Origin of the sequence: Paenibacillus phytohabitans, assembly GCF_013141775.1 — a bacterium.
Taxonomy (GTDB): Bacteria; Bacillota; Bacilli; order Paenibacillales; family Paenibacillaceae; genus Paenibacillus_AQ; species Paenibacillus_AQ phytohabitans.
This window is the reverse complement of the sequence record NZ_WHOB01000009.1, coordinates 1-14883: the sequence shown is the minus strand read 5'-3', so window position 1 is coordinate 14883 and position 14883 is coordinate 1. Positions and strand designations below refer to the sequence as shown.

Sequence of the window (14883 nt, the reverse complement as noted above, 5' to 3'; positions counted from 1 at the left end):
CACTACTTGCTAACTTTATTATACATACATACTCTGTGAAAGCAAGAGAAGCAGCCTGCCTTCAAGCCGTTATCCGGCAGCGCTATATGCCATAGCTTGAGCCTTGAATCCCTAAGAATAGACTTCAATCTCTGCGGGTTCCTCCTTGGGCTCAAAGGGGATCGTAACGATGACCGAGGTGCCTTTTCCCTCTTCGGATTCCACATGAATGGTTCCGTTGTGCCGCTCAGCGATACTCAGGCAAAGCGATAGTCCAAGTCCTGTACCCTGGCTTTTGGTTGTGAAGAACGGGGCAAACAATTGCTTCAGCTGGCTCTGCGGGATGCCGCTTCCCGTATCCGTGATGATCAGCTGAGCAGTATCTTCATGCTCACAGGTTTCCAGCGTCAACACCCCTTTGGCCTCCATTGCCTCCATTCCGTTGCGGGCCAGATTGAGTATCAGCTGCTTGATCTCCCTGACGTTCAGCCGCAGCAGCGGCAGAGACGGGCTAAGCTTCAATTCAACGCTCTGTCCGCGAAGATTGGCATCCGCCCAGATCAGGGGGGTAAGCTCCTCCATAATGAGATGCAGCTGCACCATTTCCTTGTCCGATACACGGCTCTGGGCCAGCGACAGGAAGTCATTGATGATACTGTTGGCCCGGTCCAGCTCCTCCATTACAATATGGTAATAGGAATGCAGGTCCTCCGGACTCTTTTCCCGCATCAGCTGCAGGAATCCGCGCACTACCGCCATCGGGTTGCGGATCTCGTGGGTAATTCCGGCCGCCATCTGCCCGACCAGTGTCAGGCGTTCAACATTATCAAGCTCGCTGCGGATTTTCTCCTCTTCCGTAAGATCCTGTATAATCATGACAAGGCCGCCCGGAATACCGGACTCATGCTGTAACGGCGCCGTGAAGATATGATAGGTCATGGAATCATACTTGATTTTGGTATTGGCACGCTGCCTGTTCAGCAGGATCCCCCGTAAGTGTTCATAGATTTCCTGATCCATGCTGTGGCCGAAGACCCGGTCAGCCGGCTGGGATAATATCATCTCTCTGGTCAGATGGGGGCAATGACGCTGAATCAGGCTGAGCATGTATTCATTCAGCTCCGTCACATATCCGTTGTCATCAAACGACATAATATTCAGCGGCACCACATTAGTAATCTGCTGGAGCTTCTCCGATTCCCACTGGAATCTCTCGGAGATACCTTTCATCCGTTCCTTGACCTGCAGCCTGTCCCAGGCCGTTTCAATATATACAATAAACAGTCCGCCCAAAATAACAGCCGTTAATAAATACACCCCTACCAGAATCGCATCCGTGGGGGGTGTGTTGAAGATGCTTTGTCCCAGCATCTTAGGTACAATTACAATAAACAGCATACTGGGAAACAGAGTCCCCCATAGCATGCAGACCTTTTGGATTAATGAGGCACTCTTGAAGGGCTTGGCCATACCAAACAACAGCGGATACAGCAGTACCCCCGTATTTAATATGAGATGATCAAATCCTGAAGGAACCGAGAATAGTACAGTGCAAAAGATAAAATACATTGCCAGGTAAGCCCCTGAACGAAAAGTCCCGTACAAGATCCCTATATACGCCGGAAGGATAGCCAGATTCAGATACACTACTCCGAACATTGTAGTGGACAAGGCCATACACAATGTAACCCCGAGTGCGCAGCATATTATCAGAAAAGTCTGGTCATCCGGAAATCTGCGGTTTCTGCGTGTGAAATGGCCCTGGTCCAACCGCCACTGAAACAGAAACAGGAAGGTGCACGCAGCCGATATTTGCAATAAAATATCCTTAACCGCATGAATAATTGCAATCACTCCCCAATTTGGACAAAATACCCTTTCCCCTTAGATTAAAGCACAACCGCGCACTCCTGACAACGATAATCACGTCAAGCCTCCCCGGGTCTGGATACACTCCGGCCGGAATGGTATGATGCCGTTAGCAGAGTGCTGCAACATGTAAAGGAGCAGAGTTATGAGTAACTATGATGTAATTGTCATCGGAGGCGGCCCGTCCGGATTAATGGCCTGCGTAGCGGCAGCCGGACACGGGGCGGCTGTATTATTAATTGATAAAGGTGCCAAGCTTGGCCGGAAGCTGGGTATCTCAGGCGGCGGACGCTGCAATGTTACCAATATCAAGGAAACTGCGGAGCTGATCGCCCATATCCCGGGCAACGGCCGTTTTTTATACAGCTCATTCGATCATTTCAACAACCGGGATATTATTGAGTTCTTCGAAGCCCTCGGTATCGCTCTGAAGGAAGAGGACAACGGTCGGATGTTCCCTGTATCGGACAAGGCTGCAAGTGTTGTCTCCGCGCTGGTTGGCAAAGTGCGCAGTCTTGGCGTACAGATTATGACAGACAGTCCGGTGCGCGAGGTTATCTATGAGAACGGTGCGGCCACGGGCGTACGTCTGGAATCGGGAAAAGCCTTCAGCGCCGGGGCCGTTATTATCGCTACCGGCGGCAAATCCGTGCCGCAGACCGGCTCTACCGGTGACGGCTATCCATGGGCCGCTGCTGCCGGACATACGATTACGGAGCTGTTCCCGACAGAGGTGCCGATCCTTTCAAGGGAGGAATGGATTAAATCTGGTGAGCTGCAGGGCTTATCCCTGCGTGACGTGAGTCTTACGGTCTGGAATCCCAAGGGCAAGAAGGTGATCTCCCACCGCGGAGATATGATCTTCACTCATTTCGGGCTGTCCGGCCCGATCGCCTTGCGCTGCAGCCAGTTCCTGCGCCAGGTTCAGAAGAAATCAGGTACAGATACCGTAGAGTTGTCTATCGACCTCTTCCCCGACCTGACTCTGCAAGAGGCAGAGAACCTGCTGCAGAATAAGCTGGAGCTGGAGCCCAAGAAGGCCATCCGCAATTCGCTGAAGGGCCTGCTGCCTGAGCGCCTGATTCCGCTGCTGCTGGCCAAAAGCGGACTGGACGGTGAGCTTACAGGTCATCACCTGCCGCGGACCGGTCTTCAGGCACTGGCTGCCCTGCTGAAACGGATGCCGGTACTGGTCTACGGAACGCGTTCCCTGGCAGAAGCTTTTGTGACTGGCGGAGGGGTGAATCTGAAGGAGATTGATCCGAGAACAATGGAATCGAAACTTACGCAGGGGCTGTATTTCTGCGGCGAGATTCTGGATATTCACGGATATACCGGAGGTTATAATATTACGGCCGCTTTCTCGACCGGATACACAGCCGGCAAACATGCGGCCGCACAGCCGCGCGGATAAGCAGCTGCTGCGGCTCCCGGGCTCATTCCTATAATTAAATAAGCCTTCCTCCAGGTTGCGGAGGAAGGCTTATTGCATGTTATCTGGCAAACCGCATGACACTGAATATACGGCCGATCCAGATGGCTGCCGCAGCGCCTACCGGTATAAAGAGCAGGAGCCCCCACCAGCCATACACGGGGATGCAGACAACGGCTGCACTGAGGACCGCAAACGGCATTAATAGAATCGGCATGGCCTTGGAACCGGCATCCGCCTTCTGCGCTTTGGTGAACGGCAGAATACCGATATAGTCATCGCCGGAGAACAGCAGCCAGAAGGAAGACAGCCAATACGCCATCAGTGTTGTCAGGATGGCAAACAGCAGCCACTTCAGAACGGCCGGCACAATAAAGATGGCCACAAGCGCCACGCCGGTAAACGACAAATACAGCTTGAAGTGGGCCGGATTGCGCAGCATCGCCTTGACCGCTGCCGCCGAGAAGCGGCTCTCCGGTTCCTTCGAGGCCAGCAGCGGCTGCGATTTGCGGAAGATCCACGGTTTATACCGTGTAGGCCGCGGCTTATCAAGTACTCCGCGCAGCAGAATGGCCGCAATCTTCATCCGCTGCTTGTAGTCTTCGCGCACATCGTTCATGAAGGTGCCGCGCAGCCGCAGGCGGGCCCTGAACACTATGGCTGCCATCACGGCGAATCCGCCAGCTGCAATGAACAGCAGGACGGGGCTGTCCTTCCAGAGGATTGCCAGACGCAGATAGACACCGCAGGGCACGGTGACAGCCGGAATCAGCCACAGCCAGCGGCGGAAGCCCTGCCGCTGCACCTTAACGAAATGGCCCAGCAGCTTAACGGACCAGCTGCAGGTTATCGTCAGCGCGAGCAGCCCGTAGGCCCCTGCCGCACTGACTCCGAAGCCCTTGATTAGAAACGGCAGCAGAATGGCAAAGGCCGCCGCCATCTTCAGCGTGGTTACCGCAAGGCTGTAGACCATTCCCCGCAGGATAATGGTGCTGATCCAGTTCTGCCGCTGTCTAAGAAACAGCGAGTCACCTTCCTGCAGCAGCAATACAATTCCTCCGGTAGCCAGCAGAATGGCCAGCAGCGCAGGTACGACCATATAGGGAACGGAGCTGATCCACGCCGGCAGCTCCCCGTTCCAGTACCCATAGTAGAAGCGTCCGCCAAGCAAGCCTCCCGGGATAATAATATACAGCAGGACGGTCCAGTCCACAGCTGTACGGATAATAGTAGACTGCTCACGGAAGTGGGAAGCCAGCCGGCGCCGGAAAAGAGCAGCAGCTGTAGGAAACGCAAATGAATTCCTGCTCATGTTAATTCGTCGAAGCAATCAAACAACGACCCCTCCGGCAGCCCTGCATCCCCGCGTATGCCTTCCAATGTGCCCTCGGCAGCAATTCTGCCGCCGGAGATTAATATGAAGCTGTCACAGATCTTCTCCGCTGTATCCAGAACATGCGTAGACATCAGCACACCGGCTCCACGTTCGCGCTCCGCCTCAAGCAGGCGCAGGAAATCCTTGGTTGCCCGGGGGTCAAGCCCGATGAACGGCTCGTCCACGATATAGACATCGGGCTGGACCAGAAAGCCCAGCATCAGCATCATCTTCTGCTTCATGCCTTTGGAGAAGCCGGCAGGCAGATCATTGCGCACACTTTCCATACCAAACTGGGTCAGGAGCTTCTCCGCTGTGGACTCGAAGGTTTCATAGCTTAGTCCGTAGGCTGCGGCCGCGAGATCGAGATGCTCCCACAGCGTCAGATCTTCGTAGAATACCGGCTGCTCCGGCACATAGGCATAGGACTTGTTCTCGCCGCCCAGCTTCACCTTAGCCTTGGCATGCTTCAGCAGGCCGAGCAGGGTCTTGATCGTAGTGCTTTTGCCGGCCCCGTTGGGTCCGATTAATCCAAGCAGCTCGCCCTTACGCACCTGAAAGGAAATCCCTGAAATCCGTATATCTCCGGCTTCATAACCGGCTTCCTCAATAACAACATCAAGCACGATATCCTCATCGTCTTCACGCTCTTCGTAATAATTCGTAATCTGGTCCATACTCTCCATCTCCTAGGCAATCGTTCATAGTAATGCGATCATAACACCATAGACGGGTCTATGCTGCAAAAAATTTCACCACCGCTATCTGTCAGCGGCCTGGTCTCTATACCCCATTATACGAATTACCGGGGACAGACCCCAAACCCGCGCCGGATACCGCTATTCCCACCCTTGCGCTACAGCTTAGGTACGGATCATCATGTGAAAATCTTGTGAAATCCGCAGCAGCTATGCACCATCAAAAAATTGTTTGATTTTTAATAATTAAAAGTGTGCTTATTGTGACAAATGACATGTTCTTCATTCTTTGTTTGAAGTAATGTAAAGCTAGATCAAGAAAAGCAGTATTCCAAACCGTGCGGGGAAGCCTGTACGATTAACAATAGAGGTGGAGAAGCATGATACAATCTTATGAACGCGATACTCAATTGACACTGCATTTGTACCGGGTTTTTGCCAAGTCCTTCAAGAGCATTAACGAACACGCCGTTACCGGCAGCAAGATTGAAGGTTTCAATCCTACAGCCTTCGCCGTTATGGAGGTCCTCTATTATAAGGGGGCACAGCCTATCCAGCAGATCGGTGCCAAGCTGCTGCTGCAGAGCGGCAATGTTACTTACGTAATCGACAAACTGGAAGAACGCGGCTACCTGCAGCGCAAGCCCTGCCCGAGCGACCGGCGTGTGATTTTTGCCGAGTTGACTGTAGAAGGCGAACGCCTGATGAACGAGATGTACCCGAAGTATTCGGAACGCCTGCATCTGGCTTTCAGCGGACTGAGCGATGAAGAAAAGGAACAAATGATTATTCTTCTGAAGAAGATGGGCCTGCAGGCTGAGAAGCTCTCCCCGCTTCCACGCAAATAAGCGCAGTTGAGGCAGATGCAGTTGTGAATCTATTCACTAACCTACTTAATATTAATGATAACAAAGCGGCAGCGCAATCCTGATGGATGCGCTGCCGCTTTGTTATGAATAAGCAGGCTTGAAGATTATGGCTTGGACGCGGTACTTCCCTCTTGAATGGTTGGCAGCCCTTTATTAAGCCCCGCAGAAATAACCAGGGAGGCCACAGCAAAGACGGCCATCACAATGAAGAGCGAGTGCAGGCCGCTCTCCAGCGCGCCGTGCAGACTGCCCCAGGCCTCAGCGGACAGGGTACTCCCGCTATGCGGGTTAAGCAGCTGGTTAATATCAGCCCCTGTAGCAGAAGCCCCAGGCTGTTCCGCCAGCTTCCTGTCGATATTGTAGTTCAGCCAAGACCCGAAGATCGCTACCCCCACCGTCTGCCCGAGTGAACGGGTGAAGGTATTCAGGGCCGTTGACGCACCCCGCTGCTCATGCTGTACAGAGGATTGCGCGATAATCGTGAAGACTGTAGAGGCATAACCAAAACCTACGCCGCAGAACAGCATCAGAATCAATAGCAGCAGCTGGGACGAATCCCCGTTCATCAGAGTCAGCCCTACCGCTGCGACAACAATCAGCGACAGCCCCAGCATCCCTGTACGGCGGGTACCCGCGCGCAGAATCATTCTTCCGCCAGCGATGGAGCCGAGCATCCAGCCCACCGACATCGGGGCGAGCAGCAGGCCCGAGAGGGCCGCGCTTTTGCCGAAGACGCCCTGCACCCACAGCGGCACGTACGTAGACAGCCCGATAATCAAGGTGCTGACCAGCAGGTTAGCTCCTGTAGAGACAGCGATATTGCGGATAGAGAACAGCTCCAGCGGCAGCATTGGCTCGGGAGCACGGCGCTCCACGAACAGGAACACGGCCAGCAGCACAGCAGCCCCCGCTAAGATAGCCAGCAGCAGCGGAGAGTTCCATGCCAGACTCTGCCCGCCCGCCGTAAGACCAAAGAGCAGCGCTCCCATTCCTGCCGCGAACAGCAGCACTCCGGCCACATCGATTCTCGTCTTGCGCCGGACCTTCTCTTCCTTCAGATACCGCGAGATGAATATAATAGATAGCAGCCCAAAAGGCAGATTAAAGACAAACACCCAGCGCCAGCTCAAATAATCAACCACATACCCGCCAAGCAGCGGTCCTACGAGAGAGGAAATCCCCCATACCGAGCTGAGCAGGCCCTGAGTCTTCGCCCGTTCCTTAATGCTGTAGATATCCCCGATAATCGTAAAAGTCATAGGAATGAGCGCACCCGCACCGATCCCCTGTATCCCCCGGAAAATAATCAGCTGCTGCATGCTCTGCGAAATCCCGCATAACAGCGAACCTGCCAGAAAGACCACGGCCCCGCCAATGAACACAGGCTTGCGGCCAATCAGATCACTTAACTTGCCAAAAATAGGCGTCGTAACCGCCATAGCCAGCAGATAAGCGGTAAATATCCAGCTGAGCCACTGCATGCCCTGAAAATCACCGACAATGGCCGGTCCCGCCGGTCCTGTGACCGTCCCTTCGATTGCTGCCAGAAAAGTGGCCAGCAGTACTCCAATTAAAATTAACTTGCGTTCAGTTTCACCAGGTGAATTCAATCAATCCAAATCCTCTCTCTATGTTCTCAGCCCCGCACTTTCTCTCCTTGCAGCAAGGAATACATCCGTACATCCTGATAGCCGGAAGCCGTATGCCGGTACTGCCGCAGCAGCCCTTCCTGCCGGAAGCCGAGCCTTGTAATCAGCTGCTCCGCCCGGATATTGTCAGGATGACATAAGGCTTCAATCCGGTTCAGCCCCATGCTGCCGAAGCCGAATTCCAGCATAAGCTCCAGCGCTTCCCGCATATACCCCTGACCCATGGCGGCAGGTGACAGCTCGAAACCGATCTCCCCCCGGTAAGCCCCCTCAAGCTGCCAGTGATTATAGCCGCAGCTTCCGATAACCTCTGCTTCCGGCCCCAGAATACTCCAGCGTATGCTTTCTTCTTCCCGGGCCATCTGTGCCAGCAGAGCAATCAGTGCTCCCGCTTCTTCTGCAGAGGACAAGAAGGGGGCATCCAGCCAGGGCGCAACCTGAGGATGGCACCAGATCCCGAACAGCGCTCCTGCATCTCCGGCAGCCATAGCCCGGAGCCGCACTCTCCGGCCGGTTAATTCCGGAATTACTCCGCCGCATATATACATCTTCCCGTCCCCTTTCATCCTAATAAGTATACATCAGATGTAAGCATTCCCTTAAGCGAAATCTGACATGAATCCGAACTCCACACTCCACACAAATAGCGCCTGCTCCGCGCGGCTTGCTTCCGCGCGATCAGACGCTGTACGTTTTCTGAACATGAATGGTTACTTGATGTAGAATTAACCCGATGTACCTGCAGCCTTAACCGGCTTAAGCACTTCAGTGCACAGCACTCCCAGCTTGGCCTGAATCGCTTTGAATTCCTCTATTCCCGTTCCGGTAATGCTGTATGCCTCACCATGAGCCGTGAGAAAGTTCTCCTGGGTCAGCCGTTCCAGCTCCTGTTTCACTTCGCGTTCCGCTACCCGGTATCCCAAATCCTCCAGCTCCGGCTGCATCTCCGTCAGTGTCAGATTCCTCTCATGTGCGAAATAAAGCATATGGATTCCTATAAACAAGTTCTGTACGTCGGCGCGCATATTCCACTCCTTCCGGCTATAAGCCTTCGGTATATTTATAAAAGCATTACCCTGCCCGGGGTTGCCGGAAACATCCGCCCGGAGACTATTCATACATCTTCCTGATCTTCCACTAACCGGATAATTCCGTTATTGCTTGACGTATTGCGCTCCGCTGTACTATCTTGTTAGTTAACAGTTATGGATTCATACTGACTCAAGGTACAGGAAGGTGATGCTTCATGTTTCAAGCCATGCCTTATGATGGCACCCGCAGCGAACGGTTCGAAGCCGTTCTAAGCCAGCTCGGGGCACTTATGGAGGGCGAGCCCAATGCTATCGCCAACTTATCCAATGCTTCGGCTCTGTTAAAGCTTTCTCTACCGGACACCAATTGGACCGGTTTCTATTTATTTGACGGCAAAGAGCTGGTTCTGGGCCCGTTCCAGGGACTTCCGGCATGCATCCGTATTCCGCTTGGCCGCGGCGTATGCGGAACAGCGGCTGCGGAACGCCGCACCCTTGTCGTAGGCGATGTCCATGCCTTTCCGGGGCATATTGCCTGTGATGCTGCCTCGAACAGCGAAATCGTAGTTCCGCTGGTTAAGGGGGATACCCTGTACGGCGTACTGGATATCGACAGCCCGCTCAAACACCGCTTCGACGATGAGGAACGCCGTTTCCTTGAACGGTTCGCAGCCATGGTATCCGAGGTGCTGTAATTCTCCTCCTCTCCATATGCCTTAGCATGAAGAAGCCGCTCCACTGCAGGAATGTCCTGCTGATAGAGCGGCTTCTTCATGTGCAGAAATAGCACAGGCTGAAGCTCCTGTTGCGGAGATTCAGCCTGTAGCTGACGCGTTATACCTTAACCGGATGGATATGCCAGATCTCGGAGGCATAGCGTGCGATCGTATTATCACTGGAGAATTTGCCGGAATGGCCGATGTTGATAATTGACTTCTTAAGCCATTCCTTCTGGTTGCGGTAGGCCAGGTCAATCTTGACATGGGTCTCCACATAGCTGGCGAAATCCTTGAGGACGAAGAACTCATCATTATTATCAAGCAGCGACTGGTAGAGCGTATCGAATTCCTGGGCATGAGCGCAGAACGGCCCAGGCACAATCAGCTGATCCAATACTTCCTTCACCCGGCCGTCGCCATTATAGATATCGCGGGCGTGGTAACCGCCGTACTGGTAGTAGTCCATGACCTGCTCTGCCCGGAGACCGAACAGGAACATGTTATTGTCCCCTACCATTTCGTGCATTTCCACGTTGGCTCCATCCATAGTTCCGACGGTCAGTGCACCGTTCATCATAAATTTCATGTTCCCGGTACCGGAGGCTTCTTTGCTCGCTGTAGAGATCTGCTCACTTACATCCGCTGCCGGAATAATCTTCTCCGCCAGCGATACCGAATAATTCTCCAGGAAGAAGATGCGGATCTTCCCGTTAATATCCGGGTCCTTATTCACTACATCAGCCACCGTATTTATCAGCTTGATGATCCGCTTAGCCAGATGATAACTCGGGGCCGCCTTCGCACCGAAGATGAACGTACGCGGTACGATGTTCAGCGAAGGGTTGTCTTTGATCTGATTGTACAAATGCATAATGTGCAATACATTCAACAGCTGGCGCTTATACGCATGCAGCCGCTTCACCTGCACATCGAAGATAGAGTCGGGGTCCACCCGGACACCGTGCTTCCCGTAAATGTAGTCGGACAGATGCAGCTTGTTGCGGCGTTTGATCGCAGCCACCTGCTCCTGGAAGGAGGAATCCTCACTGTATTTGATGAGTCCGATCATCTCCTGCGGCTGATGAATCCAGCGGGTGCCGATCGATTCGCTGATCAGTCCGGCAAGCTCCGGATTGGCATGCTGCAGCCACCGGCGGTGTGTGATGCCGTTAGTCTTATTATTGAAGCGGTGCGGATACATCTCATTGAACAGGCGCATCTCACGCTTTTGCAGAATTTCCGTATGCAGTGCCGCTACGCCGTTTACGCTGTGGCTGGCCACGATGGCGAGATGCGCCATCCGGACCTGATCATCATGAATGATGGCCATCTGATTGATCCGGTTCTGGTCTCCCGGATACTTGCTCATCAGCTCCCCGCAGAAGCGGGCATTGATCTCCTCAATAATCAGGAAGATGCGCGGAAGCAGCTCCTTGACCATGCCAAGCGGCCATTTCTCCAGCGCCTCACTCAGAATGGTATGATTCGTATAAGAGACCATCCGTGTCGTCATGTCCCAGGCCTGATCCCAGCCAATCCCGTGCACATCCATCAGTATACGCATCAGCTCAGGGATAACCAGTGTAGGATGCGTGTCGTTAATATGCAGGGCCACCTTATCAGGCAGGCTGTCGATCGGAGCCCCTGTCTTGGCGAAGGTACGCAGAATACTCTGCAGTCCTGCACTACACAGGAAATATTGCTGTTTCAGCCGGAGAAGCTTGCCTTCGTATTGTGAATCATCCGGATACAAGAACTCCGAGATGGATTCTACGGAGCGCTTATACTCCAGGAACTTGTGATAATCTGTCCCCCCCAGCGCACCGAATACTCTCGAAGGCTGCGTAATCGACTCTGCACTCCAGTTGCGCAGTGTATTCACATGCCTGCGGTCTGCCCCGATAACCGGAATATCATACGGAACGGCCCTCACGGCTTCATAGTCCTTGTGCTCAAAGAACAGCTCATCATTCTCCCAGCGGGTATCCACATGTCCCCAGAAGTGCACTTCCACCTGTTTGTCTTCACGGCGGACTTCCCACACATTATCATTCTGCAGCCAGTAGTCCGGCAGCTCTACCTGATATCCGTCTACAATCTTCTGCTCGAACAGGCCGTATTTATAGCGGATGCCGCAGCCATGCCCTGCATATTGCAGTGAGGCGAGCGAATCCAGGAAACATGCGGCCAGGCGGCCCAGACCGCCATTGCCAAGTCCTGCATCCGCTTCAACCTCCTCGATATCCTGCAGGCAGAAGCCAAGCTCCGAGAGACCTTCACGGACAACCTCCAGCACACCCATATTCAGCAGGTTATTGCCCAGAAGTCTGCCGATCAGAAACTCCATGGAGAAATAATAGACCTGCTTATCTTGATCGATCTTGAACTTCTGATTGGTGTCCGCCCAGTTCTTGCCGGCATTCTCGCGGATCATATTACCGAGGATATTGTAAATATCGGCGTTCGAAGCTTCCTCCAGCGGTTTGCCTAATTTCCCGATGAGTTTCTCGCGGAACACTTGTTTGAAAGTCTCTTTATCGTTGAACAACAGCAGGTTCCTCCTAACAGATGCTTGTATTTGTGGAAAAATATTGCCTATTACAACACTGGATCAGAAGAACTGCCGCACTGCACAGTTCCCCTGATCCAGATATTATATCTTGCTGCTCTTGGCAATGACAAACGGACGCCTGCTGTCTCCGACGAGTATCCGGTCCTTGCTCAGATGCACGTCTTTGTCCATAATGACATTCTCAATTACGGCATTCTCTTCAATTACACATTTCTGCATGATTACAGAATTGATGATTTTGGCTCCCTTGCGAACCTGTACACCACGGAAGATTACACTGTTCTCCACGGTTCCGGCAATAATACAGCCGTTGGCTACCAGCGAATTGCTGACCGAGGCGCTGTCCAGATAACGGGTAGGGGCTTCATATTTAATCTTGGTCTGCACCGGACTCTCTTTGAACAGGCCGAAATAATTCTCCTGCTTCAGCAGCTCCAAGCTGTTCTTGTAGTAGCTCTCCAGCGAATTGATAACGGAATGATAGCCTTTGTATTCATAGGCGGCAATCTTGAACTTGTGGCGGTTCTTCTGAATGGCATCGCGGAAGAAATAACTTTCGCCATGGGCGATGCAATGCTCCACCTGCTCCAGGAACAGCTTCTTCTCCATAATAAAGATATCCAAATATACATTGGGATGATGCTTCTCATGGTGAATATTCGTTACAGTGTTGTCTTCATCGACCTCTACCCGCAGGCAGGGATCATGTTCCGGCTGCAGCTGATCGATCTGCTTGTAGACCATGGTCACATCTGCGCCCTGCTCCAGGTGGTACTGGTATACATCCTGCAGATCAACCGTATTAATGTGCTGGCTGCCGGAGAATACAATATATTTGGCAGACGCCCGTTTGAAGAAATCCAGATTGTTATGATAATGCTGCAGATCGCCAAGAGACGTGTCCGTAGGGTCATTCCAGTCCGGCGGCAGTATGAACAACCCGCCGTGCTTGCGGTTCATGTCCCAGGATTTCCCGTCGCCGAGATGGTCCATCAGCGAGCGGTACTTGCGGCGGACGAACAGTCCCACGCTCTCCAGCTCCGCACGCATCATGTTGGATAAGACGAAATCGATCAGCCGGTAGCGGCTGGCGAACGGGACCGCTGCCCCGCAGCGGAAATAGGTCAATTCATTTAAATTATCCAGTTCATGGTCAAGATTAATTACGCCCATAAGCTCTTTCATCGGTATCCCCCGTCCTCTGTGGTTATATGGTTTTGGCTGCTACGGTTTTGTTTTTTTTGCTGCGTTTGTCAATCAGCAGAATTTCGTCCTCATTCTCCCGGTCGACGCCGATTTCCATATAATCCTCAATGACTGTGTTCTCACTGATGATGGCTTTGTGGATTCTTACATTCTTGCCGATCTTCACCTTAGGCATAATCACAGAATCCGTAATCACGCTGCCTTCGCCTACTTCTACCCCATAGAACAGTACCGAATGCTTAACCTCACCGTATACAATGCAGCCCTCGTTAATAATGCAGCTGGACACCTTGGCTCCCGGTGCAACATATTGCGCCGGCTGATTCGGATTACGGGTGAAGATTCTCCAGCTCGGATCATTCAGGTTCAGCGGAGGAGTGTCACTCAGGAGATCCATGTTCGCTTCCCACAGGCTGTCTACAGTACCGACATCTCTCCAGTAGCCTTCGAATGGATAAGCATACAGGGACTCCCCGTCATTCAGCATCAGCGGAATGATGTCCTTCCCGAAGTCATGGGATGAGCCGGCGTTCTCACCGTCCTCAAGCAGATGCTTGCGGAGAACATCCCATTTAAAAATATATACACCCATAGAAGCAAGTGTGCTCTTAGGTTTGGCAGGCTTCTCATCAAACTCATAAATCTTGAGATCGTCTTCCGTATTCAGTATGCCGAAGCGGCTCGCTTCCTCCAAGGGCACGTCAATGACCGAGATGGTGCAGTCGGCGTTCTTGGATTTGTGATACTGCAGCATAGCATGATAATCCATCTTGTAAATATGGTCACCGGACAGAATCAGTACATGCTCCGGATCAAATTGATCAACAAACTTAAGATTGCGGTAAATCGCATCAGCCGTGCCCCGGTACCAGCTGCTTCCATTCTCCCGCTCATGCGGCGGCAATACAAATACCCCGCCATCCTTGCGGTTCAAATCCCAGTCACTGCCGACTCCAATATACGAATGCAGCACCAGCGGTTCATACTGTGTCAGTACACCCACTGTGTCGATACCCGAATTCGAGCAATTACTTAAAGGGAAGTCGATGATGCGGTAGGTTCCTCCGAAATAAACAGCCGGTTTGGCAATCGATTTGGTTAATCCCTTCAATCTTTTTCCTTGGCCTCCCGCCAATAGCATGGCTACCATCTCTTTTTTCTTCATGGAAGAGCCTCCTTGACTTATGGGTAATGAAACATGTAATAAATAGGTTGAATGATTGGTGCGGTGTAGTGTAGATCCCACATTGAAACCCAAAAAGAAATGAAGCGGAAAGAAGCAAACCATAAGAAATGCATGTGACAGGAATGAATCAGATTTAAAACGGGGGAGGAAACAGAGAATCGGGACATGCTGCCGGTTTTGCAGAAAAAAAACGCTCAAAACCGGGACTGTATCCTTATTGTAAAGTGTTCTCTACCCGCCGTCAAAACCCTTTATTGTCCGCTTCAAAAACTTTTAATTTCTAACTATATTCCTTATT

At 52.3% G+C, this 14883-nt stretch carries 12 protein-coding genes; 3 read left to right on the top strand and 9 right to left on the bottom strand.

Annotated features, from left to right (window positions below):
* Positions 1-111 precede the first annotated feature (111 nt).
* Entirely contained in the window at positions 112-1833 is a 1722-nt protein-coding gene (locus GC101_RS00575) for an ATP-binding protein (protein ID WP_343049541.1), read from the bottom strand.
* 160 nt (positions 1834-1993) lie between these two features.
* Between GC101_RS00575 and GC101_RS00570 the strand changes: the two genes are divergently transcribed.
* The gene (locus tag GC101_RS00570) at positions 1994-3262 is read left to right on the top strand and encodes a BaiN/RdsA family NAD(P)/FAD-dependent oxidoreductase (protein WP_171715680.1); all 1269 of its coding nucleotides are present in this window, start codon (positions 1994-1996) and stop codon (positions 3260-3262) included.
* A gap of 79 nt (positions 3263-3341) precedes the next feature.
* Here the strand turns inward: GC101_RS00570 and GC101_RS00565 are convergent, their stop codons facing one another.
* The gene (locus GC101_RS00565) at positions 3342-4610 is read right to left on the bottom strand and encodes an ABC transporter permease (protein WP_171715679.1); all 1269 of its coding nucleotides are present in this window, start codon (positions 4608-4610) and stop codon (positions 3342-3344) included.
* Positions 4589-5332, bottom strand: a complete 744-nt coding sequence (locus GC101_RS00560) for an ABC transporter ATP-binding protein (RefSeq protein ID WP_042133307.1) — start codon at positions 5330-5332, stop codon at positions 4589-4591. Before GC101_RS00560 ends, GC101_RS00565 begins: the two co-directional genes overlap by 22 nt.
* Positions 5333-5733: 401 nt before the next feature.
* Between GC101_RS00560 and GC101_RS00555 the strand changes: the two genes are divergently transcribed.
* Complete coding sequence (locus GC101_RS00555) at positions 5734-6201, top strand: MarR family winged helix-turn-helix transcriptional regulator (protein ID WP_039309924.1); 468 nt, start codon at positions 5734-5736, stop codon at positions 6199-6201.
* A gap of 125 nt (positions 6202-6326) precedes the next feature.
* Here the strand turns inward: GC101_RS00555 and GC101_RS00550 are convergent, their stop codons facing one another.
* The 3 genes from GC101_RS00550 to GC101_RS00540 form a co-directional block, all read right to left on the bottom strand.
* Positions 6327-7832 (bottom strand): MDR family MFS transporter, encoded by a 1506-nt coding sequence (locus GC101_RS00550; protein ID WP_171715678.1) that lies wholly within the window; start codon positions 7830-7832, stop codon positions 6327-6329.
* Positions 7833-7858: 26 nt separating this feature from the next.
* Positions 7859-8419 carry a GNAT family N-acetyltransferase gene (locus tag GC101_RS00545; protein WP_171715677.1) on the bottom strand — a complete coding sequence of 187 codons (561 nt, stop codon included), beginning with the start codon at positions 8417-8419 and terminating at the stop codon, positions 7859-7861.
* Positions 8420-8596: 177 nt separating this feature from the next.
* Positions 8597-8896, bottom strand: a complete 300-nt coding sequence (locus tag GC101_RS00540; RefSeq protein ID WP_039309934.1) for a hypothetical protein — start codon at positions 8894-8896, stop codon at positions 8597-8599.
* A gap of 221 nt (positions 8897-9117) precedes the next feature.
* Between GC101_RS00540 and GC101_RS00535 the strand changes: the two genes are divergently transcribed.
* On the top strand, positions 9118-9597 hold the full coding sequence (locus GC101_RS00535) for a GAF domain-containing protein (RefSeq protein ID WP_039309920.1): 480 nt from the start codon (positions 9118-9120) through the stop codon (positions 9595-9597).
* A gap of 139 nt (positions 9598-9736) precedes the next feature.
* Here GC101_RS00535 and GC101_RS00530 read toward each other — a convergent pair whose 3' ends face one another.
* From GC101_RS00530 to GC101_RS00520, 3 genes are all read right to left on the bottom strand, one after another.
* Positions 9737-12169: a glycogen/starch/alpha-glucan phosphorylase gene (locus GC101_RS00530; RefSeq protein ID WP_171715676.1), complete on the bottom strand. Its 2433-nt coding sequence runs from the start codon at positions 12167-12169 to the stop codon at positions 9737-9739.
* 105 nt (positions 12170-12274) lie between these two features.
* On the bottom strand, positions 12275-13378 hold the full coding sequence (glgD, locus tag GC101_RS00525) for a glucose-1-phosphate adenylyltransferase subunit GlgD (protein ID WP_171715675.1): 1104 nt from the start codon (positions 13376-13378) through the stop codon (positions 12275-12277).
* A 22-nt stretch (positions 13379-13400) separates the two neighbouring features.
* On the bottom strand, positions 13401-14564 hold the full coding sequence (locus GC101_RS00520) for a glucose-1-phosphate adenylyltransferase (RefSeq protein ID WP_171715674.1): 1164 nt from the start codon (positions 14562-14564) through the stop codon (positions 13401-13403).
* Positions 14565-14883: the final 319 nt, after the last annotated feature.